21 protein-coding genes and 1 riboswitch are annotated in these 21,061 nt (G+C 72.3%); of the genes, 16 read left to right on the top strand and 5 right to left on the bottom strand.

The window, feature by feature from the left end:
• Nucleotides 1-10: 10 nt before the first annotated feature.
• From ACFVSL_RS00565 to ACFVSL_RS00580, 4 genes are read left to right on the top strand one after another with little or no spacing between them, the layout of a single operon-like run.
• On the top strand, nt 11-850 hold the full coding sequence (locus ACFVSL_RS00565; RefSeq protein ID WP_386937549.1) for an exodeoxyribonuclease III: 840 nt from the start codon (nt 11-13) through the stop codon (nt 848-850).
• Between the two features lie 40 nt (nt 851-890).
• Nucleotides 891-1,904, top strand: a complete 1,014-nt coding sequence (gene trpS, locus ACFVSL_RS00570; protein ID WP_386937551.1) for a tryptophan--tRNA ligase — start codon at nt 891-893, stop codon at nt 1,902-1,904.
• Between the two features lie 2 nt (nt 1,905-1,906).
• A complete protein-coding gene (locus tag ACFVSL_RS00575; protein ID WP_386937553.1) occupies nt 1,907-2,482 on the top strand; it encodes a GNAT family N-acetyltransferase in 576 nt (191 codons plus the stop codon).
• On the top strand, nt 2,479-3,291 hold the full coding sequence (locus ACFVSL_RS00580) for an HAD family hydrolase (protein ID WP_386937554.1): 813 nt from the start codon (nt 2,479-2,481) through the stop codon (nt 3,289-3,291). Before ACFVSL_RS00575 ends, ACFVSL_RS00580 begins: the two co-directional genes overlap by 4 nt.
• Nucleotides 3,292-3,455: 164 nt before the next feature.
• Here the strand turns inward: ACFVSL_RS00580 and glpK are convergent, their stop codons facing one another.
• From glpK to ACFVSL_RS00595, 3 genes are all read right to left on the bottom strand, one after another.
• Nucleotides 3,456-4,970, bottom strand: coding sequence for a glycerol kinase GlpK (gene glpK / locus ACFVSL_RS00585; RefSeq protein WP_386937556.1), 1,515 nt, complete (start codon nt 4,968-4,970; stop codon nt 3,456-3,458).
• A 57-nt stretch (nt 4,971-5,027) separates the two neighbouring features.
• Entirely contained in the window at nt 5,028-5,777 is a 750-nt protein-coding gene (locus ACFVSL_RS00590) for an MIP/aquaporin family protein (protein WP_386937558.1), read from the bottom strand.
• Between the two features lie 150 nt (nt 5,778-5,927).
• Nucleotides 5,928-7,685, bottom strand: a complete 1,758-nt coding sequence (locus ACFVSL_RS00595) for an FAD-dependent oxidoreductase (protein WP_386937559.1) — start codon at nt 7,683-7,685, stop codon at nt 5,928-5,930.
• Between the two features lie 116 nt (nt 7,686-7,801).
• On the opposite strand from ACFVSL_RS00595, the gene ACFVSL_RS00600 reads away from it, so the two are divergent.
• The 12 genes from ACFVSL_RS00600 to ACFVSL_RS00655 all read left to right on the top strand — a co-directional run bounded on the left by ACFVSL_RS00600 (nt 7,802) and on the right by ACFVSL_RS00655 (nt 19,924).
• The gene (locus ACFVSL_RS00600) at nt 7,802-8,803 is read left to right on the top strand and encodes a sugar-binding transcriptional regulator (RefSeq protein WP_386937561.1); all 1,002 of its coding nucleotides are present in this window, start codon (nt 7,802-7,804) and stop codon (nt 8,801-8,803) included.
• A gap of 88 nt (nt 8,804-8,891) precedes the next feature.
• A riboswitch (FMN riboswitch) is annotated at nt 8,892-9,037 on the top strand.
• An 87-nt stretch (nt 9,038-9,124) separates the two neighbouring features.
• Nucleotides 9,125-10,189: a bifunctional diaminohydroxyphosphoribosylaminopyrimidine deaminase/5-amino-6-(5-phosphoribosylamino)uracil reductase RibD gene (gene ribD, locus ACFVSL_RS00605; RefSeq protein WP_386937563.1), complete on the top strand. Its 1,065-nt coding sequence runs from the start codon at nt 9,125-9,127 to the stop codon at nt 10,187-10,189.
• A 1-nt stretch (nt 10,190) separates the two neighbouring features.
• The gene (locus ACFVSL_RS00610; RefSeq protein ID WP_386937565.1) at nt 10,191-10,844 is read left to right on the top strand and encodes a riboflavin synthase; all 654 of its coding nucleotides are present in this window, start codon (nt 10,191-10,193) and stop codon (nt 10,842-10,844) included.
• Nucleotides 10,841-12,142 (top strand): GTP cyclohydrolase II, encoded by a 1,302-nt coding sequence (ribA, locus tag ACFVSL_RS00615; RefSeq protein WP_386937567.1) that lies wholly within the window; start codon nt 10,841-10,843, stop codon nt 12,140-12,142. Before ACFVSL_RS00610 ends, ribA begins: the two co-directional genes overlap by 4 nt.
• On the top strand, nt 12,139-12,603 hold the full coding sequence (gene ribH / locus ACFVSL_RS00620) for a 6,7-dimethyl-8-ribityllumazine synthase (RefSeq protein WP_386937569.1): 465 nt from the start codon (nt 12,139-12,141) through the stop codon (nt 12,601-12,603). The genes ribA and ribH overlap by 4 nt, the downstream gene beginning before the upstream one ends.
• A gap of 79 nt (nt 12,604-12,682) precedes the next feature.
• A complete protein-coding gene (locus ACFVSL_RS00625; protein ID WP_386937570.1) occupies nt 12,683-13,036 on the top strand; it encodes a Fe-S protein in 354 nt (117 codons plus the stop codon).
• A 257-nt stretch (nt 13,037-13,293) separates the two neighbouring features.
• Nucleotides 13,294-14,691 (top strand): MFS transporter, encoded by a 1,398-nt coding sequence (locus ACFVSL_RS00630; protein ID WP_386937572.1) that lies wholly within the window; start codon nt 13,294-13,296, stop codon nt 14,689-14,691.
• A 91-nt stretch (nt 14,692-14,782) separates the two neighbouring features.
• Entirely contained in the window at nt 14,783-15,718 is a 936-nt protein-coding gene (locus tag ACFVSL_RS00635; protein ID WP_386937574.1) for a pseudouridine-5'-phosphate glycosidase, read from the top strand.
• Entirely contained in the window at nt 15,702-16,616 is a 915-nt protein-coding gene (locus ACFVSL_RS00640; RefSeq protein ID WP_386937575.1) for a carbohydrate kinase family protein, read from the top strand. Before ACFVSL_RS00635 ends, ACFVSL_RS00640 begins: the two co-directional genes overlap by 17 nt.
• 38 nt (nt 16,617-16,654) lie before the next feature.
• On the top strand, nt 16,655-16,882 hold the full coding sequence (locus ACFVSL_RS00645; RefSeq protein WP_386937577.1) for a hypothetical protein: 228 nt from the start codon (nt 16,655-16,657) through the stop codon (nt 16,880-16,882).
• A gap of 82 nt (nt 16,883-16,964) precedes the next feature.
• On the top strand, nt 16,965-18,914 hold the full coding sequence (locus tag ACFVSL_RS00650) for an ABC transporter ATP-binding protein (protein WP_386937578.1): 1,950 nt from the start codon (nt 16,965-16,967) through the stop codon (nt 18,912-18,914).
• A gap of 182 nt (nt 18,915-19,096) precedes the next feature.
• On the top strand, nt 19,097-19,924 hold the full coding sequence (locus ACFVSL_RS00655) for a hypothetical protein (RefSeq protein WP_386937580.1): 828 nt from the start codon (nt 19,097-19,099) through the stop codon (nt 19,922-19,924).
• 43 nt (nt 19,925-19,967) lie between these two features.
• Here ACFVSL_RS00655 and ACFVSL_RS00660 read toward each other — a convergent pair whose 3' ends face one another.
• Nucleotides 19,968-20,465 carry a 2'-5' RNA ligase family protein gene (locus ACFVSL_RS00660; RefSeq protein WP_386937582.1) on the bottom strand — a complete coding sequence of 166 codons (498 nt, stop codon included), beginning with the start codon at nt 20,463-20,465 and terminating at the stop codon, nt 19,968-19,970.
• Between the two features lie 26 nt (nt 20,466-20,491).
• On the bottom strand, nt 20,492-20,896 hold the full coding sequence (locus tag ACFVSL_RS00665) for a DUF1622 domain-containing protein (RefSeq protein WP_386937584.1): 405 nt from the start codon (nt 20,894-20,896) through the stop codon (nt 20,492-20,494).
• Between the last annotated feature and the right edge of the window lie 165 nt (nt 20,897-21,061).

The following is a 21,061-nucleotide window of genomic DNA, read 5'->3' on the forward strand; positions in this document are numbered from 1 at the left end:
GATCGAGGGCATGCCCTCCGCGAAGCCCCTCCGTCTCGCCAGCGTCAACGTGAACGGAGTGCGAGCCGCATTCCGCAAGGGCATGGGCGAGTGGCTCGCCGGCCGCGACGTCGACATCCTCGCCCTGCAAGAGGTGCGCGCCTCGACCGAAGACCTCCAGGGGCTGCTCGGCGACGAATGGGACATCCTGCACGACCCGGCGACGGCGAAGGGCCGCGCCGGCGTCGCCATCGCGAGCCGCCGCCGGGCCCACATCCACCGCGTCGAGCTCGGCGCGGCCGACTTCGACACCGCCGGCCGCTGGCTCGAGGCCGACTACGAGGTCGGCGACCGCGTCGTCACCGTCGTCTCGGCCTACGTCCACTCCGGCGAGGTCGACACCCCCAAGCAGGTCGAGAAGTTCAAGTTCCTCGACGCCATGGTCGAGCGCCTGCCGAAGCTCGCCGAGCACTCCGAGCTCGCGGTCGTCGTGGGCGACCTCAACGTCGGCCACCGCACCCTCGACATCAAGAACTGGAAGGGCAACGTCAAGCGCGCCGGGTTCCTGCCCGAGGAGCGCGCGTACTTCGACCGGTTCGTGGGCGCCGAGGGCGACGAGGCGTACAACGCGGGCGCAGGGCTCGGCTGGGTCGACCTCGGCCGTCGCGACGCCGGCGAGGTCCCCGGCCCGTACACCTGGTGGTCGCAGCGCGGCAAGGCGTTCGACACCGACACCGGCTGGCGCATCGACTACCAGCTGGCGACGCCCGCCCTCGCCGAGACGATGCAGCGGTACACGATCGACCGGGCGGCCGCCTACGACCAGCGATGGTCCGACCACGCCCCCGTCGTCGTCGACTACGCCATCTGACCCTGCCGCGCCGCGGCCGCACCCTTCGAAGGAACACCCCATGACGCAGAAGCCCCGCCTCTACTCGGGCATGCAGCCCTCCGCCGACTCGCTCCACGCCGGCAACTACATCGGGGCCCTCCTCCAGTGGAAGGAGCTGCAGACCACGCACGACGCCTTCTTCTCGGTCGTCGACATGCACGCCATCACCGTGGCCCAAGACCCCGCCGAGCTCCGTGAGAAGACTCGCCGCACGGCAGCGCAGTACATCGCCGCCGGCATCGACCCGTCGAGCTCGACGCTGTACGTGCAGTCGCACGTGCCCGCGCACGCCGAGCTGGCATGGGTGCTCAACACCATCACGGGCTTCGGCGAGGCCGGGCGAATGACCCAATTCAAGGACAAGTCGCAGAAGCAGGGCGCCGACGCGACGAGCGTCGGCCTCTTCGCCTACCCGGTCCTGATGGCCGCCGACATCCTGCTCTACCAGACCGAGATCGTCCCAGTGGGCGACGACCAGAAGCAGCACGTCGAACTCACCCGCGACCTCGCGACCCGGTTCAACGCCCGCTTCGGCGCCGGCACCTTCGTGCTGCCCGAGCCGGCGATCCAGCGCGAGACCGCACGCATCTACGACCTGCAGAACCCGACGTCGAAGATGTCGAAGTCGGGCGACACGCCGGCGGGCATCCTGTGGATGCTCGACGAGCCCTCGGTCACCGCCAAGAAGATCATGCGCGCCGTCACCGACACCGACGGCGAGGTCCGCTTCGACCGCGAGCACAAGCCCGGCGTCTCGAACCTGCTCACGATCTTCTCCGTGCTCTCGGGCCGCAGCGTCCCCGAGCTCGAGCAGGAGTTCGCGGGCCGCGGCTACGGCGACTTCAAGAAGGCGCTCGCCGAGGTCGTCGTCGACGAATTCGAACCCATCCGGGCACGTGCGCTCGAACTGCTCGACGACCCCGCCGAGCTCGACCGCCTGCTCGGCGTCAACGCCGACCGCGCGAGCGAGGTCGCCGAGGCCACGCTCGCGACGGTGTACGACCGCATCGGCTTCCTCAGGCGCGCACGCTGATCATGCAGCCGGTCGCCCTGCGCACCGCGCGCCTCCTGCTCGACCTCCCGGTCGAGGGCGATGTCGCGCGCGTCGCCGAGTACTGCACCGATCCGCTCTTCGAGGAGTACCTCACCACCCCGTGGCCGTACACCGAGGCGCATGCACGTGGATTCCTCACGGAGTATGTGCCGTCGGCTTGGTCGTCGGGCCGCGAGCTCACATGGGCGCTCCGCACCGAGCAGGGCGGTCCACTGCTCGGGGTGATCAGCCTGTGCACCGATGCCCGGGAGGTCGGCTACTGGCTCGGCGCCGAGCACCGCGGTTCGGCCTACATGACCGAGGCGCTGCTCGCCGTGTGCGAGTGGGCGTTCGCCGGACTGCCCGGCACCGAGACGGTGACCTGGCGGGCCAATGCGGGCAACGTCGGCTCGGCGATGGTGGCGCGTGCGACCGGGTTCCGCAGCACGACGACGCCTGAGACGACGGTCCCCGGGCGCGACGGCGCCGATCTCGTCGGGTGGTCGGGCGAGCGCGGAGCGACCCCCGACGCCGACGCGTACGAGAGCTGGGCGCCGCTCCTCGGCGGTGCCGGGTGACGATCACGAACCGTTGCTCGGGCGACGAGGCGACGGCCCCGTCGCCGATCGTGCTCTTCGACCTCGACGACACGCTCATGGCGCACCGCGAAGCGGTGGCCGCCGGAATCGCGCTGCACATGCGCGAACGCGCATACGACGCATCGACCGGCGCCCGCGCCGAGCCCCCCGGCGACCCGATCACGGCCGCGCAGCGGCTCTGGCACGAGCTCGAAGAACAGCACTACCACGAGTACCTCGCAGGGCGGCTGACCTTCGAGGGGCAGCGGCGGGCCCGCGCCCGCGACTTCGCCCTCGCGCACGGCGATGAGCTCGACGAGCTCGCGGCCGGGGCATGGTTCGACCGGTACTTCGAGCGGTATCGCGAATCGTGGGCCCTGCACGCCGATGCGCTGCCGGCACTCGATCGCCTCGCGACGCAGGCCCCCGAGGTGCGCGTCGGCGTCGTCACGAACGGCGAGCTCGACTTCCAGCTCGCGAAGCTCGACCGGCTCGGCATCCGCGGGCGCTTCGCGCACGTGATCGCCTCAGGTGCGGTCGGCGTCACGAAGCCCGACCCGGCGATCTTCGAGCTCGCGGTCGGCCGCTTCACGGCCGACCGTCCGGTGTCGTGGGCCGCCTACGTCGGCGACCGCCTGGCGACCGACGCGATCGGCGCGGCACGGGCCGGACTCATCGGCGTGTGGCTGAACCGCTTCGGCGTCGAGCCGAGCGCCGAGGAGGCTGCCGAAGCCGCCGCCGTCGGCGTCATCGAGATCGCCTCGCTCGACGAGCTCTCCGCGGCGCTCCAGCCGCACCTGCGGGGCTGAAGCGCCCAGTCGGGCGATCGCTCGGATCCACGACCGTGCCGGGCGGCCGACGCCTCGCAGTGAACGGGCGCCCAGTACCCCCGCCGACGACGAAGACGGGCCGAGCGCACCCCCATGCGCCCGGCCCGTGAATCCACCGTAACCCGCGGTGGAGGTGCTCGACGTCAGACGACGTCGCCGTCGACCCAGTCGAGGGTCTTCGAGACGGCCTTCTTCCAGTTGCGGTCGAGTCGCGCGCGCTCGGCCTCGTCCATCGACGGGGTCCAGCGCTTGTCCTCCTGCCAGTTCTGCGCGAGCTCGTCGAGGCTCGACCAGAACCCGACGGCCAGGCCTGCCGCGTAGGCCGCGCCGAGCGCGGTCGTCTCGGCGACGACCGGACGCACGACCGGCACCCCGAGGATGTCGGCCTGGAACTGCAGCAGGGTGTCGTTGGCGGTGGCGCCGCCGTCGACGCGGAGCTCGGTCAGGTCGACGCCGGCGTCGGCGTTCACGGCCTCGATCACGTCGCGCGTCTGGAAGGCGATGGCCTCGAGCGCGGCGCGAGCGATGTGCCCCTTGTTCACGTAGCGGGTGAGCCCGACGAGCGCGCCGCGGGCGTCGGGGCGCCAGTACGGTGCGAACAGGCCCGAGAACGCCGGCACGAAGTACGCGCCGCCGTTGTCCTCCACCGACTTGGCGAGCTCCTCCACTTCGGCGGCCGACGAGATCAGCCCGAGGTTGTCGCGCAGCCACTGGATCAGCGAGCCCGTCACGGCGATCGAGCCCTCGAGCGCGTAGTGCACCGGCTGGTCGCCGAGCTTGTAGCCGACGGTGGTGAGCAGCCCGTTCTTCGAGTGGACGATCTCCTCTCCCGTGTTGAAGATGAGGAAGTTGCCCGTGCCGTACGTGTTCTTCGCCTCGCCGGTCGCGAACGCCGCCTGTCCGAACGTCGCGGCCTGCTGGTCGCCCAGGATGCCGGAGATGGGGGTCTCGCGGAGCAGCGAGTGCTCGTTCGCGACGCCGTACACCTCCGACGACGACTTGATCTCGGGCAGCATCGAGCGGGGCACGTCGAACGCCGCGAGGATCTCGTCGTCCCACTGCAGGGTCTCGAGGTCCATGAACATCGTGCGGCTCGCGTTCGTGACATCCGTCGCGTGCACCCCGCCCTCGACGCCGCCGGTGAGGTTCCAGAGCACCCAGGTGTCGGTCGTGCCGAAGAGCAGGTCGCCGGCCTCGGCCTTCTCGCGCGCGCCGGGCACGTTCTCGAGGATCCAGACGATCTTCGTGCCCGAGAAGTAGGTCGCGAGGGGCAGGCCGACCTTGGCCTTGAAGCGCTCGACGCCGCCGTCGGCCGCGAGGCGGTCGACGATCGGCTGCGTGCGGGTGTCCTGCCAGACGATCGCGTTGTACACCGGCTCACCGGTGTTCTTGTCCCACACGACCGCGGTCTCGCGCTGGTTCGTGATGCCCACCGCGGCGATGTCGTGACGGGTCAGGTTCGCCTTGCCGAGCGCCTGGCCGATCACCTCGCCCGTATTGGTCCAGATCTCGGTCGGGTTGTGCTCGACCCAGCCGGCCTTCGGGAAGATCTGCTCGTGCTCGAGCTGCCCGGTCGAGACGATCGATCCGGCCTTGTCGAAGATGATCGCGCGCGACGAGGTCGTGCCCTGGTCGATCGCGAGTACGTAGTCAGCCATCTGAGAACTCCGTTGCTGTCAGTGAATGGTGAGGGTGAGGGGTTCGGATGCCGCGGCTCAGCCGAGGACCGGGAGGAGGACGAGGGCCGCCCAGCCGGCGAGCACGCCGCCGATGATCGGACCGACGACGGGCACCCAGGAGTACGACCAGTCGCTGCCGCCCTTGCCCTTGATGGGAAGGAGGGCGTGCGCGAGGCGCGGACCGAGGTCGCGCGCCGGGTTGATCGCGTAGCCGGTCGGGCCGCCGAGCGAGGCGCCGATCGCGATCACGAGGAACGCGACGGGGATCGCGCCGAGCTCGGCCGGGGTGCCGCCGTTGGTGAAGCCGATGATGACGAACACCAGCACGAAGGTGCCGATGATCTCGGTGACGAGGTTCCAGCCGTACGAGCGGATGGCGGGGCCGGTCGAGAACACGCCGAGCTTGTTCGCGGCCTCGGGCTCGGCGTCGAAGTGCTGCTTGTAGGCCAGCCAGCAGAAGATCGCGCCGAGGAAGGCGCCGACCATCTGCGCGCCGATGTAGGTGAGCACCGAGAGCGCGTTCACCGGGACGCCCGAGCCGAACTCGGTGGCGCCGTTCGCGACGAGCCCGAGCGTGACCGCCGGGTTGAGGTGCGCGCCGGACGCGTACGACACGATGACGCCGGCGAAGACCGCGAGGCCCCAGCCGATGTTGACCATGAGGAACCCGCCGCCGAAGCCCTTGTTCTTCGCGAGGGCGACGTTCGCGACGACGCCGCAGCCGAGGAGGACGAGCATCGCCGTGCCGACGACTTCCGACAGGAACACGAGACCGAGATTGTCCACGTTGACCTTCTTTCTGAGAGAGCGAGCCGATCGGCCCCGATGAAACGTATCCGCAGAAATGGCCGGTACCGGGCGTTTCGGCGTGCACATCCGTGCAGATTCGCCACAGGGTCGCGGGGCGGCGGCCGCGAGCGGCCGCCGCGGCCTCGCCTACACGGTCGGCGCGAGCTCGGCCGGCACGACCCCGTGACGCTCGGCCAGCAGGGTGCGCGTCGCCGCGATCTCCTCGCCGCGTCGCTCGGCGCTCCACCCGAGCACGCCGCCCGCGAGCTCGGCGAGCTCGACGAGGAGCTCGGCCGTCACCGCACCGGTGAACGCGATGCTCGTGCGTCGCAGCACGATGTCCTGCAGGTGCACGACGCGCTCGTCGCGGACGAGCCAGGCGATCTCCTGCCGGCTGTAGCCCGTGTGGTGCGCGAGCGGCTCGTCCTGCTCCCCCTCGATCTCGGCGAGGAAGGCGGCGGCGCGGGTGCCGTAGCGCTCGAGCAGCTCGTCGGCGCGGGCGCGGCCGACCTCGTCGCCGTGCGACACGAGCCACACGCGACGGGCGTCGGCGTTCGCCGGGTAGCCCGCACCGCCGCCGATGGCGAGGCCCTTCGTCGACACGGTGCGCGGCGCCCCGATGAGCGCGAGGACCTCGTCCGAGAGATGCTCGGCGAGCGCCCGGAAGGTGGTCCACTTGCCGCCGACGAGGCTCAGCACCGTGGTGCCGGGGCGCCCCGCGGCATCCGCCCGCTCGATGCGGTAGTCGCGCGAGACGAAGCCCGGCTGCGTGTCGTCGTGGCGCGGCAGCGGGCGCACGCCCGAGAAGCGGTAGACGATCTGCGAGCGGTCGACGGCGATCGCTGGGAAAACGTGCGCGATGAGGTCGAAGAAGTAGTCGACCTCCTCCTCGGTGCAGATCGCGGGCTCGCGCATGTCGTGCTCGAGGTCGGTCGTGCCGACCATGACCTTGCCCTTGAGCGGGTAGATCAGCACGATGCGGCCGTCCTCGTGCTCGAAGAAGATCTCGCGTCCCGCGGTCGCGGCGTGCAGCTCGGGGTGGTCGAGCACGATGTGCGAGCCCTTGGTGCCGCCCATGAACCGGGTCTCGTTGCCGAGCTCGGAGTTCGTGAGATCGGTCCAGGGGCCCGAGGTGTTGACGACGACGTCGGCCGCGATCGAGAACTCCTCGCCGGTGGTGGTGTCGCGCAGGCGCACGCCCGCGGCGTCGTGGCCCACCGCCTCGAGGTAGTTCGCGGCGCGCGCGTGGGGGCCGGCGGCGAGCCCGTCGAAGAGCACGTCGAGGGCCAGGCGCTCGGGGTCGTGCATGCTCGCGTCGTAGTAGGTGGCGGTGTACTTCACGCCGGGGTTCAGTGCGGGCAGCTCGGCGAGCGAGCGCTTCGCCCCGTGGAACCGGTGACGCGGCACCGAGCCGCCGTCGCGGGAGAACGCGTCGTAGATGGTGAGGCCGGCCTTGATGAGCGCGGCGCCGCGCTCGGTGGGCTTGCCCGACTTGTGCGTGAGGAACCGCAGGGGCGCGGAGAGGATGCCCGAGAACGTCGAGAAGATCGGCACGGTGGTCTCGAGCGGCTTCACGTAGTGGGGCGCGATGCGGATGAGGCCGTTGCGCTCCTCCACCGACTCCTTGACGAGACGGAACTCGCCGTTCTCGAGGTACCGGATGCCGCCGTGGATCATGTGCGACGAGGCTGCGGAGGCGCCGGAGACGAAGTCGCCGCGCTCGACGAGCACGACGTCGACGCCCTGCAGGGCGAGGTCGCGGAAGGTCGCGATGCCGTTGATGCCCGCGCCGATCACGAGCACGGATGCCTCGGGGCGGGCGCGGAGGGCTGCGATCTCCTCCCGGGTCGACGGTGCCTCGCCGTGGTGCGTGGGGCGGTGCTGGTTCGTCGATTGCGTTGACATCGCTGTCCTCTCGGAAGTGGCGGGCTTGCGTGAGCCTGCCGGGTGTGGATGAATACATCGTGAACACGTCAGCACGAACTTGCAAGGCGCGTGAACATATGTGCAAGGTGGGGGCCATGATCGACAAGGAGATCCTCGCGACGATCGACGTCGACGAGGCGGTGCCGGGCAAGACCCGTGACGCGCTGCGCGCAGCGCACCTGTACTACATGCAGGACCTCACGATGGACGCCATCGCGCACGAGCTGCACACCTCGCGTTCCTCGGTGTCGCGGCTGCTCAGCCACGCCCGGGCCAGCGGTCTCGTCGAGATCTCGATCCACTCCCCGCTCGACCTGCCGAGCCGCATCGAGCACGAGATCCTCGAGCGCTTCGAGGTGCAGGCGCACGTCATCCCGGTGCCCGACCACGCGAGCGACGTCGACCGGCTCGACCGCGTCGCGCTCTCGGCTGCACGGATTCTCGGCCGATTCATCGACTCGAACCTCACCGTCGGCCTCGCCTGGGGGTCGACGATGGGCGCGATGAGCCGGCACCTCGTGCCGAAGGCGACGCACAACTCGGAGATCGTGCAGCTGAACGGCGCCGGCAACCTGCGGACGACCGGCATCGTCTACGCGAGCGAGCTGCTGCGTCGCTTCGGCGATGCGTTCGGCGCCCGCGTGCAGCAGTTCCCGGTGCCCGCGTTCTTCGACGATCCGGCCACGAAGCAGGCCTTCTGGCGCGAACGATCGACGCAGCGACTGCTCGACCTGCAGGGCCGGCTCGACCTCGCGCTGTTCGGCATCGGCTCGCCCTTCGCCGAGGTGCCGAGCCACGTCTACCAGGGCGGTTACCTCGAGCGGGCCGACTACGAGGGCCTCAGCCGCGACGGCGCGGTCGGCGACGTCGCGACGGTGTTCTACCGCGCCGACGGCTCGACCGAGGGCATCGCGCTGAACGCACGTGCGACCGGCCCCGACTTCCAGACGCTGCGGCACGCGCCCCGGCGCATCTGCGTGGTCTCGGGGCGGGCGAAGCTCGCGGGCCTGCGCGGCGCGCTCGCGGCGGGGCTCATCACCGATCTCATCGTCGACGAGGGCACGGCGCGGGCGCTCATCGAGTCGCCGGCCGGCTGATCCCGCGGCGTGCGCCGAGCGCACGGCGGAGCCCGCCCCGATCGGGAATAGGGCGGCGTCCCGTGCGTTGACCTACAATCGACACGAGAAACGTGCTCCGGGGTCGGTGTAATTCCGAGCCGGCGGTGACAGTCCGCGAGCCGGGCGCGTTCGATCGCGAGGTCGAATGTGCACGGTTGAACTGGTGGAACTCCAGTACCGACGGTGAAAGTCCGGATGGGAGGCGGCACGTGTCGGCTGCGCTGCGCGCCGCCGACGACGCGGTGGCGACACCGCGGAACCAGCCGAGCATTCCCGGAGCCTTGGACACGAGGACGAGGAATGGCGAGCGCTGACCACCAGGCGACTGCGCAGTACGCAGCGGATGCCGCGGCGATGCGCCGCGCGCTCGAGCTCGCCGAACGCGGTCCTGCCGCCGGGGTGAACCCGCGCGTCGGCTGCGTCATCCTCTCGCCCGAGGGCGAGGTGCTCGCCGAGGGCTGGCACCGCGGGGCCGGCACGGCGCATGCCGAGGTCGACGCGCTCTCGAAGGTCGCACCCGGCGCCGCCTCGGGCGCGACGGCCGTCGTCACGCTCGAGCCGTGCAACCACACCGGGCGCACCGGTCCCTGCGCGGTCGCACTCGTCGACGCCGGCGTCGCACGCGTCGTCTACGCGGTCGGCGACCCGGGCGACCACTCCTCGGGCGGCGCCGCCCGCCTCCGCGCGGCGGGCGTCGAGGTGACGTCGGGGGTGCTCGCCGACGAGGTCGAGGCGCTCCTCGACGACTGGCTGTTCGCCGCCCGCCACCGGCGGCCCCGCGTCATCGTGAAGTGGGCCTCGAGCCTCGACGGCCGGGCCGCCGCGGCCGACGGCACCAGCCGGTGGATCACGGGGCCCGCAGCGCGCCGCGACGTGCACCGCCGCCGGGCCGCGGCCGACGCCATCGCCGTCGGCACCGGCACCGTGCTCGCCGACGACCCCGCGCTCACCGCACGCGACGACGCGGGCCAGCTGCTCGAGCACCAGCCCGTGCCCGTCGTCTTCGGACGCCGCCCCGTGCCGGCCGATGCCGTGCTGCACGCCCACCCGCACGAGGCGGTGCTCCTCACCGGCGCCGACCTCGCCGACGACCTCGAGGAGCTCCAGCGCCGGGGCATCCGCTCGCTCTTCGTCGAGGGCGGCCCGACCCTCGCGAGCGCCTTCGTCGCCGCGGGGCTCGTCGACGAGCTGCTCGTCTACCTCGCCCCCGCGCTCATCGGCGGGCCGATGCTCGCCCTCGGCGACCTCGGCATCGCGACGATCGCCGATGCCCGCCGCTTCGACTTCGCCGCCGTCGAGCGGCTCGGCGACGATCTCCTGCTCGTCGCCCACCCGGCCCCGGCCGGCCCACAGGAAGGGAACTGACATGTTCACCGGAATCATCGAGGAGCTCGGCCGCATCGCGGGCGTCGAGCACAACGCCGACGCCGCGCGGCTGACGGTGCACGGCCCGCTCGCCGTCGAGGGCGTGAAGCACGGCGACTCGATCTCGGTGTCGGGCGTCTGCCTCACGGTGGTCGAGTTCGACGCGCAGGGCTTCACCGCCGACGTGATGGCGCAGACGCTCGCGATGTCGACGCTCGACGGGGCGCGCGAGGGCCTCGCGGTCAACCTCGAGCGCGCCGCGAAGGTGGGCGACCGCATCGGCGGGCACATCGTGCAGGGCCACATCGACGGCACCGCGCAGGTGCTCGAGATCCGGCCGGGCGAGGCCTGGCGGGTCATCCGCTTCTCGCTCGACCCCGAGCACGCCCCCCTCGTCGTCGACAAGGGCTCCATCGCCGTCGACGGCGTCTCGCTCACGGTCAGCGCGGTCGGCGCCGACGAGGCCGGCGACTGGTTCGAGGTGTCGCTCATCCCCGAGACGCTCGCGGCGACGACCCTCGGCGAGCGCGCGGTGGGCGACCGGGTGAACATCGAGACCGACATCCTCGCGCGGCAGGTGGCGCGGATGCTGCGCTTCGGCGAGCACCGCACCCTGCCGTCGTCCGTGCCCGCGACGAGCGGGGGTCTCGCATGAGCCTCGCCACGATCCCCGAGGTGCTCGACGCCCTCCGCGCCGGCAAGCCCGTCATCGTCGCCGACGACGAGGCCCGCGAGAACGAGGGCGACGCGATCATGGCCGCCGAGTTCGCGACGCAGGAGTGGATCGCCTGGATGGTGCGCAACACGAGCGGCTACCTCTGCGCGCCGATGCCGAACTCGGTCGCCGACCGCCTCGAGCTGCCGCTCATGGTCGAGCGCAACCAGGACGCGCGCTCGACGGCGTACACGATCTCGGTCGATGCCGCCGACCGCAACTCCACCGGCATCTCGGCCACCGAGCGCGCCCACACCCTGCGGGTGCTCGCCGACCCCGGCTCGACGCCCGAGCGGCTCATCCGGCCCGGACACGTGATCCCGCTGCGCGCGGTCGACGGCGGCGTGCGCGAGCGCGCCGGGCACACCGAGGCCGCGGTCGACCTCATGCGGCTCGCCGGCCTCTCCCCCGTCGGCGTCATCGGCGAGCTCGTCGAGGACGACGGCGAGATGATGCGGCTGCCGGGGCTCATCGCGCTCGGCGAGCGCGAGGGGCTGCCCGTCACGACGGTCGCCGCCCTCATCGAGTGGCTGCGCGAGTGGCACGAGGGCGACGACCTCGACGCCGGGGCCGCCGCGGCCGTGCCCGAGTCGTCGCCGGTCGCCTTCGAGGTCGAGACCATGCTGCCGACCGAGCACGGCGAGTTCCGCGTGCGGGCCTACCGCGACCGCGGCACCGGCGCCGACCACGTCGCGATCATCGTCGGCGACCCCGGTGCCGACGAGCAGGGCGCGGTCGTGCGGGTGCACTCCGAGTGCCTGACCGGCGAGGCGTTCGGCTCGCTGAAGTGCGAGTGCGGCCCGCAGCTCGACGCCGCGCTGGAGGAGATCCAGCGCCGCGGCGGCGTCGTGATCTACCTGCGCGGGCACGAGGGCCGGGGCATCGGCCTCATCAACAAGCTGCGGGCCTATCGCCTGCAGGAGGACGGCCTCGACACCCTCGACGCGAACCTCGCGCTCGGCCTGCCGATCGACGCGCGCGACTACACGGCGGCGTCGGCGATCCTCGCCGACCTCGGCGTCGAGCGGGTGCGCCTGCTCACCAACAACCCCGACAAGGTGCGCCAGCTCGAGGCGCACGGCATCGAGGTCGCCGAGCGCCTGCCGCTCGTCGTCGGCGTGGGCAGCGTCAACACCGGCTACCTCGACACCAAGCGTCGCCGCATGGGCCACGCCATCGAAGACCAGCAGCTCGCGGACGCCGCGGCTGAGACCCTCCTGGAAGGACACGCATCATGAGCGGACACGGCTCGCCCACCCTCGACATCGACGGCTCGGGCCTCAAGGTCGTCATCGTCGCCGGCAGCTGGCACGAGGAGATCTCGAACGGCCTCATCGCCGGCGCGACCCGCACCCTCGAGGCGGCGGGCGCCGAGTTCGAGCTCGTGCGGGTGCCCGGCAGCTTCGAGCTGCCGGTCGTCGCCAAGGGCGCGCTCGAGGCCGGGGCCGACGCGGTCGTGGCGCTCGGCGTCATCATCCGCGGCGGCACGCCGCACTTCGAGTACGTCTCGGCCGCGGCGACCGACGGACTCACCCGCGTCGCGCTCGACACGGGCAAGCCGGTCGGCTTCGGCGTGCTCACCCTCGACGACGAGCAGCAGGGCCTCGACCGTGCGGGCCTGCCCGGCTCGAAGGAGGACAAGGGCCGCGAGGCCGCCGAGGCCGCCATCGCGACGGTCCGCGCCCTGCGCGCCCTCTGAGGCGACCGGGCGGGCGGCGCGCCGTCCGTCGTTCGGGTTTCGATTTCGACGCGCCGTAGAACCCGCTACACTCGGCACCATGGAGACCCTGCGCCACATCGTCGTGTTCGTACACCTCATCGGCTTCGCCGTGCTCTTCGGCGCCTGGGTCGTCGAGGCGGTGAACCGCCGCTACCAGGTGACCCGCCTCATGAACTACGGGCTGCTCATCGCGGGTCTCGCGGGTCTCGCCCTCGCTGCGCCGTGGGGCATCGAGTACGACCTGAACTACATGAAGATCGGCATCAAGCTCGTCGTGCTCATCGCGATCGGCGCGCTGCTCGGCATCGGCTCGGCGCGGCAGCGCAAGAACGGCACCGTGCCGCCCGCGATCTTCTGGTCGATCGGCATCCTCACCGCCCTCAACGCGGCCATCGCGGTCATCTGGCGGTAGTCCGTCCACGAACCACGCAGGATGCCCCGAGCCGCAGCGGCTCGGGGCATCCGCCGTTTCGGGCACCGCCGTTCGTCGCAGCATCCGCACCGTTCGTCGCAGCCCGACCCCCGCTCGCGGGGTCGCGGTGAGAACCGGGCGTAGTGTAGGTGGGTTGCCACAAGCGACGATTCCACCCCACTGCCTCACGGGCAAGACGCCAGACCGACGTGCCCCGAGCGCAGCGCCTTCCCGCAACCCTGGAGTCTTCGCCAGCGATGTCAGCATCACCCGCGGCCCCGTCCGCACCCAGCACCACGGCCGCCCCGGCCAATCCCCGCAGTCGCGTGATCCTCGCGAGCCTCATCGGCACGACGATCGAGTTCTACGACTTCTACGTCTACGCGACCGCCGCCGTGCTCGTCTTCCCGCACCTGTTCTTCCCCACCGGCGATCCGACGACCGCGCTCCTCTCCTCCTTCGCCGTGTTCGGCGCCGCGATGGTCGCCCGCCCGCTCGGCGCGATCGTGTTCGGCCACCTCGGCGACAAGCACGGCCGCAAGGCGACCCTCGTCGGCGCGCTGCTCACGATGGGCATCGCGACCTTCCTCATCGGCGCGCTGCCGACCTACGAGGCGGTCGGCTGGCTCGCCCCGCTCCTCCTCGTCGTGCTGCGCATCGCGCAGGGCTTCGCCCTCGGCGGCGAGTGGTCGGGAGCGGCGCTCGTCGCCACCGAGAACGCGCCGGCCGGCAAGCGCGCCTGGTACGGCACCTTCCCGCAGCTCGGCGCGCCGATCGGCTTCATCATCGCGAACGGCCTGTTCCTGATCATCGCGGCGCTGCTGCCCTCGGACGACCCGACGATGCCCTCGCAGGCGTTCCTCGACTGGGGCTGGCGCATCCCGTTCCTCTTCTCGATCGTGATGGTCGCCGTCGGCCTCTGGGTGCGACTGCGCCTCGTCGAGTCGACCGCGTTCCAGACGGCGTCGAAGCGCGGCAAGCTCACGCGCCTGCCGCTCGCGAGCGTCTTCAAGCACTATTGGAAGCAGCTCATCCTCGGCACCTTCTTCATGCTGGCGACGTACGTGCTCTTCTACCTGATGACGACCTTCTCGCTGAGCTACGGCCGCGCGGCGGTCGAGCCGGCCGACGGCGCCCTGCCCGGACTCGGCTACTCGTACAACACCTTCGTGCTGATGCTCATCGGCGGCGTCGTGTTCTTCGGCATCTTCACGCTGCTGTCGGGCCCATGGGCCGACCGCTGGGGCCGCCGCAAGACGCTCATCTGGGTCACGGTCGCGATCATCCTGTTCGGCCTCGCGTGGGTGCCCCTGCTCGGCGCCGGCTTCGTCGGCGTCATGGCCTGGCTCGTCGTCGGCTTCTCGCTCATGGGCATGACCTTCGGCCCGATGGGCGCGCTCCTGCCCGAGCTGTTCCCGACGAACGTCCGTTACACGGGCTCGGGCATCTCGTACAACGTGTCGTCGATCCTCGGCGCGGCGGTCGCACCGTTCATCGCGGTCGCGCTGTGGCAGGCCGGCGGCGGCAGCCCGTTCTGGGTCGGCATCTACCTCTCGGTCATGGGCGTCCTGACGCTCATCGCGCTGCTCGTCTCGAAGGAGACCCGCGACGTCGACTTCGACGAGGCGGGCCTCGAGTCCTCCGCGGTGCTGTAACCGGCGGTTCCCCGCGAAGGGCGGATGCTCCGGCATCCGCCCTTCGTCGTGCCCGACCGCCGACGTGGGCGCTCGCCCCTAACATGGCGACATGCCCGTCGACGTGCTGCCCGGCCCCGCCCACCCCGCCATCCGCGTCTCCGAGGAGGTGCGGGCCGCCCTCGACGAGGGGCGAGCGGTGCTCGCGCTCGAGTCGACGATCCTGACCCACGGGCTGCCGCGGCCCCGCAACCTCGAGGTCGCACTGCGGAGCGAGGCCGAGGTGCGAGCGGCGGGCGTCGTGCCCGCGACGATCGGGGTGATCGCCGGCGGAGCCGTCGTCGGGCTCACGACCGGGGAGCTCGAGCGGCTGTGCACCGCGGACGGGGTCGTGAAGGCGAGCGTGCGCGACCTGCCGATCGCCCGGGCGAAGCGCCTCGACGCCGGCACGACGGTCGCAGCGACCGCGTGGCTCGCGCACCGGGCCGGCATCCGGGTGATGTCGACGGGCGGGCTCGGCGGGGTGCACCGCGGCGCCGGCGAGAGCTTCGACGAGTCGGCCGACCTGCCGCTGCTCGCCGAGACGCCGATCACGCTCGTGAGCGCGGGCGTCAAGTCGATCCTCGACATCGCCGCGACGCTCGAGCGGCTCGAGACGCTCTCGATCCCCGTCGTGGGCTACCGCACGAACCGGTTTCCGGGCTTCACGATCACCGACTCGGGCTTCGCGCTCGACTACCGGGTCGACTCCCCCGCCGAGGCGGCCGCGCTGGCGCTCGCACGCGACGAGCTCGGCCAGCGCGCCGCGGTGCTCGTCGCGAACCCCGTCGCACCCGATCGGCAGCTCGACCCCGCACTGCACGACCGGGTGCTCGCCGAATCGCTCGCGGCGGCGACGGACGCCGGGGTGACCGGCCACGACACGACGCCGTTCCTGCTCGAGCGGTTCCAGCGCGAGACGGGCGGAGCGAGCCTCGAGGTGAACCTCGAGGTCTACCGCGGCAACGTGGCGCTCGGAGCGGAGATCGCACGTGCACTCGCCGGCTGACCGCGCGACGGATGCCCCGGCCGCCCCGCTCCTCGCGGTCGTCGGCGACCTCGTCGAGGACATCGTCGTGTGGGCGTCCGAGCCGGTGCGCCACGGCACCGACACGGCGGCCAGGGTGTTCCGCACGCGCGGCGGCAGTGCGGCGAACGTCGCGGCGCTCGCCGCCCGGCTCGTCGCCACGCGATTCATCGGCTGCGTGGGCCCGGATGCCGCGGGCGACGCGCTCGTGACGGCGCTCGAGGGGCTCGGCGTCGAGGTGCGGGTGCAGCGGCGCGGCACCACCGGCGCGGTGGTGCTCATCGTCGACCCCGAGGGCGAACGCACGATGTTCCCCGATCGCGGCGCGAGCGCCCTGCTCGAAGCGGTCGATGCGGCCTGGCTCGACGGCGTCGCGTGGCTGCACGTGCCGAGCTATGGATTCGAACGCGAACCGGCGCGATCGGCCGTGCTCGCGCTCGTCGCCGACGCCCGGCTCCTCGGCTCCGGCGTCTCGATCGACGCCTCCTCGACGGGGCTGCTGCACGGCCTCGGGGTCGAGCAGGTGCTCGCGCTCTACGCCTCGCTCGCACCCGACGTGCTCTTCGCCAACGAGACCGAGGCCGCGCTGCTCGGCCTCGGCACCGACGAACGGCGCACCGCCTCCGTGGCGGCGACGGTCGTCGTGAAGCACGGCCCGCTGCCGACGCAGCTGTTCGAGGGCGGGCGGCTCGTCGCGACCGTGCCGGTCGACCCGGTGCCCGGCGCACGCGACCTCACCGGCGCCGGCGACGCGTTCGCGGCGGGGTTCCTCGCGGCTCGCCTCGCGGGCAGCGGCCCCGTCGACGCCGCGCGGCGCGGCCACGCCGAGGCCGCCCGCGTCATCACGGCGCCGGGTGCCGCCGACACGAACGTCAACTGAGATTGACGATTCTCCACTCGTCAACTACGGTTGACGGCATGGACGACCGCAGCATCCGCACCGCCATCGCCGCAGCCGACGGCGACGACCCGTACCGGGCGCTCCGCGAGCTGCACCGCGCGCGGGTCGAGCTCAACCGCGAGCTCGACCGCGCCGAGTCGCTCGCCGTACGCCGCGCCCGCGCGGGCGGATCGAGCTGGCAGCTCATCGCGCTCGCCCTCGGCGTGTCGAAGCAGGCGGTGCACAAGAAGTACGGGCGCAGCTGAGGCGCGTAGGCTGCAATGCGGCGATGATGCGAGCGGCGGGGGCGCGAGGCATCCGACCGCCCTTCTCGTCAGGAAAGTGAGCATGAGCACCAGCGAGCCCCGAACCCGCCGCGACGAACGCAACGCGCGCACCGCGCGCACCCCGCGTCGCACCCCGTCCAGCCGCCGCACCTCCCCGTTCGCCCGTCGCGGCGGCGAGCAGCCGGCGGGCCCCCGCGCGACGTTCCGGCAGCTGCTGCCGTTCATCTTCGAGCACCGCCCGGTGCTCATCTGGGTGGCGGTGCTCTCGATCATCGGCGCCCTCGCGAGCCTCGCCCAGCCGCTGCTCGTGAGCCAGGTCATCAACGTCGTCGAGGCCGGCGACCCCCTCGGCGGCATCGTCTGGGCGCTCATCGCGCTCGTCATCGTCAGCGGCGTGATCTCGGGCTACCAGCACTACCTGCTCCAGCGCACCGGCGAGGGCGTCGTGCTCTCGAGCCGCAAGCGGCTCATCCACAAGCTGCTGCACCTGCCGATCGCCGAGTTCGACACCCGCCGCACCGGCGACCTCGTCTCGCGCGTCGGCAGCGACACGACGATGCTGCGCGCCGTGCTCACGCAGGGACTCGTCGAGGCCGTCGGCGGCACCGTGACCTTCGTCGGCGCGCTCGTCGCCATGCTCATCCTCGACCCCGTGCTGCTCGGCCTCACGGTGCTCGTCGTCGCGATCGCGATCACGACCGTGACGCTGCTGTCGCAGCGCGTGCGCGAGGCCTCGCACGCGGCCCAGGCGAAGGTCGGGGACGTCGCGGCCAGCGTCGAACGGGCCATCGGCGCCGTCCGCACGATCCGCGCCGCGGGCGCCACCGAGCGCGAGGTCACCGCCGTCGAGGCCGAGGCCGAGGGCGCCTGGCGCATGGGCGTGCAGGTCGCCAAGATCTCGGCGCTCATCGTGCCGATCGCGGGCATCGCGATGCAGGTCTCGTTCCTCGTGGTGCTCGGCGTCGGCGGCTACCGCGTGGCCTCCGGCGCGATCACGGTGGCCAACCTCGTCGCGTTCATCCTGTTCCTCTTCATGATGATCCTGCCCCTCGGCCAGGCGTTCGGCGCGATCACCTCGGTGAACCAGGCGCTCGGCGCGCTCGGTCGCATCCAGGAGATCCTCGACCTCCCCGACGAGGACGCGCACGACCGCGAGCTCGCGCCCCGCGCGCTCATCGTCGGCGACGCGAACGAGGGCCTCCTCCCCGACGCGGCGGCCATCGCCTTCGACGACGTGCACTTCGCCTACGCGTCGACGCCGCAGGACCCGGCCGACCCCGCGAACGATTCGCCCGACGAGCACCTCCCCGAGCCGAACGTCACCGAGCGCCAGCCCGTGCTCCGCGGCGTCTCGTTCGAGGTGCCGCGCGGCCGGCGCATCGCCCTCGTCGGGCCGTCCGGCGCCGGCAAGTCGACGATCCTCGCGCTCATCGAACGGTTCTACGACCCCTCGGTCGGCGCCGTGCGCATGGGCGGCCTCGACCTGCGCGCGCTCGACCGCAGCGAGCTGCGCGCCCAGATCGGCTACGTCGAGCAGGATGCGCCGGTGCTCGCCGGCACCCTGCGCGACAACCTGCTGCTCGGCTCGCCCGATGCGACGGACGCCGAGTGCGAGCACGTGCTGCGGGCCGTCAACCTCGGCGGAGTGCTCGACCGCGACCCGGCCGGGCTCGGCGCCGCGGTCGGCGACGACGGCATCATGCTGTCCGGCGGCGAGCGCCAGCGGCTCGCGATCGCGCGCGCCCTGCTCGCAGCGCCCCCGATCCTGCTGCTCGACGAGTCGACCTCCTCGCTCGACGGCGTCAACGAGCGCATGATGCGCGAGGCGATCGACGCCGTCGCCGCCGGCCGCACGCTCATCGTGATCGCGCACCGGCTCTCGACCGTGATCGACTCCGACCGCATCGTCGTGCTCGACGGCGGGCGGGTCGTCGGCGAGGGCACCCACGCCGAGCTCGTCGACGCGGTGCCGCTCTACCGCGAGCTCGCCGAGCACCAGCTGCTCGTCTGAGCGCCGCCGCCCTCAGAGCGGGATGCCCCGCGGCGACGTCGGCCGCGGGGCATCCGCCGCTCAGGGCTGACCCGAGCGAACCTCAGTGCTCGCTCGGATGGATCCGCGACCCGTCCTTCGTAGCGTGGGAACCCGCATCCGGCACTGGATGCCCCCCGCCCATGCCCCACGGAGGATCCATCATGACCATCGCGACCGTGTCCGACGCGCGCGACCTCAGCCGCTTCGACGAACTGCCCGTCGAGCTCATCGACGAACTGCCCGACGCCGCGAGCGACGCCGCGCCGACCCGCCGCTCGGGACTCGGCAACTCCTTCGACCGGGTGCAGTCCGGCATCCAGGGGTGGCTGCGCCACTGGGAGCCGCTGCAGCTCCCGGCCTTCACCGCCGTGCGCGACGTCATGCCCGAGGACGACCGCGGCCGCAGCTCGCTGCACGCCGCACCGACCCGCCCCGACGGCGCGGTGCGCCTCACCGCGAGCGTCTACGACCGCCCGAACCGATCGGGCGGGCCGCTCGCCTGGTCGCGCAACTGGGCGAGCCTCGCCGTGCTGCCGCCGGCCCGCGAGGCCGGCCGGCTCTACTACCGCTTCAGCGCGGCGAGCCGACTCGTGCTCGACGGCCAGGCCGAGCTCAGCCTCGTCTCGACGAGCGTCAACTTCGGCGTCGTCGCCGACGCGGCGAAGCAGAGCCCGTTCCAGACCGCGGGCTTCGCCACCCCGCTCGTGCGCCCGCTCGTGGGCGTGCAGTGCCGTGCCGACGTCGACGCCACCGCCTCCCAGGTGTTCGAGGGCTCGATCGCCGTGCGCCAGGGCGACACGCCGGCGATGGCGTTCGTCATCGGCACCGACCTGCTGTTCGAGAACGGCTGGGTGCGCATGCACGAGGGCTCGAGCACCTGGATCGGCCCGAGCGAGGCCGGTGCGAGCGGCACGATCGAGTTCCGCTACGCCCCCGCGGCGATGCTGCGGCTGCTCGGCCACCTCGACGACCCGCACACCTTCGACTGAGGCGCGGCCGCCGTTCGACCCCGTTCGGGCTCGGTCACCCCGCTCAGCCTCCGCCCGCCTCGACCGCCCCGCCCAGCGGCCAGGACCCCTGGATCCGGCCGTGGTGCGAGGTCTCGGGCGGGCGGAGTCGCACGAGCACGAGCGCGCCGAGCTCGAGCCGCTCGCCCCGGTGCACCCGACCGTGCCGCTTGGCGGTCACGTGGGGCCGGAACTCGAAGCGGGTGTGCGCCGGCCCGACATCCAGCTCCGCGAGCGCGGCGAGGGCGCGCGTGCGGAGGGCGGCGATCTCGCCGCCGTCGCGCACGAGCGACACGAGGATGTCGCGGCGGGGTCCGAACATCGCGTCCTCGCCGACGCCGACCGAGATCGGTCGGACGCCCGTGGCCGCCGCGACGTCGCCGAGTGCCGAACCGAGCGCCTCGGCGTCGAGCTGGGTGTCGAACGGCTCGACCAGGGTCACGTGGAGCGGCCACTGCGCGACCGTGAACTCGTCGCCGACGGTGAGCGGCGAGAGCGGGAGCACGACGACGAAGCGCGCCATCCGGCGAGTCTATCCGGGCAGCGCGGCTACCCCGCCGGCGCGGCGGCCCGCTCGGTGCTGCCGCCCGTATCGGCCTCGCCGCCGCCGACCGGGGCCGCCGGGCGCTGCCACGGCCACCGCCCGGTGATCTCGACCGCGAGCGACCAGCTGAGGAACGTCCGGATCAGCACGATGAGGCCGAGGACGCCGACCGACTCGAGCGTCGGCGTCACGGCGACCGTGCGGATGATGTCGGCGGCGACGAGCAGCTCGAGCCCGACCAGGATGCCGCGCCCGAGCACCCGCCGGAAGCGCTCGTAGACCGGCCCCGTCCGGCGGATCCGACGGATCGCGGCGTCGACCATCGCGTAGAGCACGCCGACGACGATGGCGACGACGCCGATGACGTCGATGATCTCGCCCGCCCGCGTGATGATCTGGCCGAACTCCATGGGCGCCCCTCCTGCCGCACACGCTAGCCCCGACGCGGCGGCGCAGGGCGGATGCGGCCCGCGTGGCGCGGAGGTGCGACGCGGACGCGCGGTCGCGCGCCGACGCACCGACGACGAAGGGCGGATGCCTCGCGGCATCCGCCCTTCGCGGAGAGTCCTCCGAGC

The organism is Agromyces sp. NPDC058064, assembly GCF_042885275.1.
In the GTDB taxonomy this organism is placed as follows: Bacteria; Actinomycetota; Actinomycetes; order Actinomycetales; family Microbacteriaceae; genus Agromyces.

Coding starts and splice junctions, on each gene's coding strand:
- ACFVSL_RS00600 (WP_386937561.1), top strand. CDS start 7,802: ATGATCGACAAGGAGATCCTCGCGACGATCGACGTCGACGAGGCGGTG.
- ACFVSL_RS00565 (WP_386937549.1), top strand. CDS start 11: ATGCCCTCCGCGAAGCCCCTCCGTCTCGCCAGCGTCAACGTGAACGGA.
- ACFVSL_RS00650 (WP_386937578.1), top strand. CDS start 16,965: ATGAGCACCAGCGAGCCCCGAACCCGCCGCGACGAACGCAACGCGCGC.
- ACFVSL_RS00665 (WP_386937584.1), bottom strand. CDS start 20,896: ATGGAGTTCGGCCAGATCATCACGCGGGCGGGCGAGATCATCGACGTC.
- ACFVSL_RS00635 (WP_386937574.1), top strand. CDS start 14,783: ATGCCCGTCGACGTGCTGCCCGGCCCCGCCCACCCCGCCATCCGCGTC.
- ACFVSL_RS00630 (WP_386937572.1), top strand. CDS start 13,294: ATGTCAGCATCACCCGCGGCCCCGTCCGCACCCAGCACCACGGCCGCC.
- ACFVSL_RS00655 (WP_386937580.1), top strand. CDS start 19,097: ATGACCATCGCGACCGTGTCCGACGCGCGCGACCTCAGCCGCTTCGAC.
- trpS (WP_386937551.1), top strand. CDS start 891: ATGACGCAGAAGCCCCGCCTCTACTCGGGCATGCAGCCCTCCGCCGAC.
- ribH (WP_386937569.1), top strand. CDS start 12,139: ATGAGCGGACACGGCTCGCCCACCCTCGACATCGACGGCTCGGGCCTC.
- ACFVSL_RS00660 (WP_386937582.1), bottom strand. CDS start 20,465: ATGGCGCGCTTCGTCGTCGTGCTCCCGCTCTCGCCGCTCACCGTCGGC.
- ribA (WP_386937567.1), top strand. CDS start 10,841: ATGAGCCTCGCCACGATCCCCGAGGTGCTCGACGCCCTCCGCGCCGGC.
- ACFVSL_RS00610 (WP_386937565.1), top strand. CDS start 10,191: ATGTTCACCGGAATCATCGAGGAGCTCGGCCGCATCGCGGGCGTCGAG.
- ACFVSL_RS00595 (WP_386937559.1), bottom strand. CDS start 7,685: ATGTCAACGCAATCGACGAACCAGCACCGCCCCACGCACCACGGCGAG.
- ACFVSL_RS00575 (WP_386937553.1), top strand. CDS start 1,907: ATGCAGCCGGTCGCCCTGCGCACCGCGCGCCTCCTGCTCGACCTCCCG.
- ACFVSL_RS00645 (WP_386937577.1), top strand. CDS start 16,655: ATGGACGACCGCAGCATCCGCACCGCCATCGCCGCAGCCGACGGCGAC.
- ACFVSL_RS00625 (WP_386937570.1), top strand. CDS start 12,683: ATGGAGACCCTGCGCCACATCGTCGTGTTCGTACACCTCATCGGCTTC.
- glpK (WP_386937556.1), bottom strand. CDS start 4,970: ATGGCTGACTACGTACTCGCGATCGACCAGGGCACGACCTCGTCGCGC.
- ribD (WP_386937563.1), top strand. CDS start 9,125: ATGGCGAGCGCTGACCACCAGGCGACTGCGCAGTACGCAGCGGATGCC.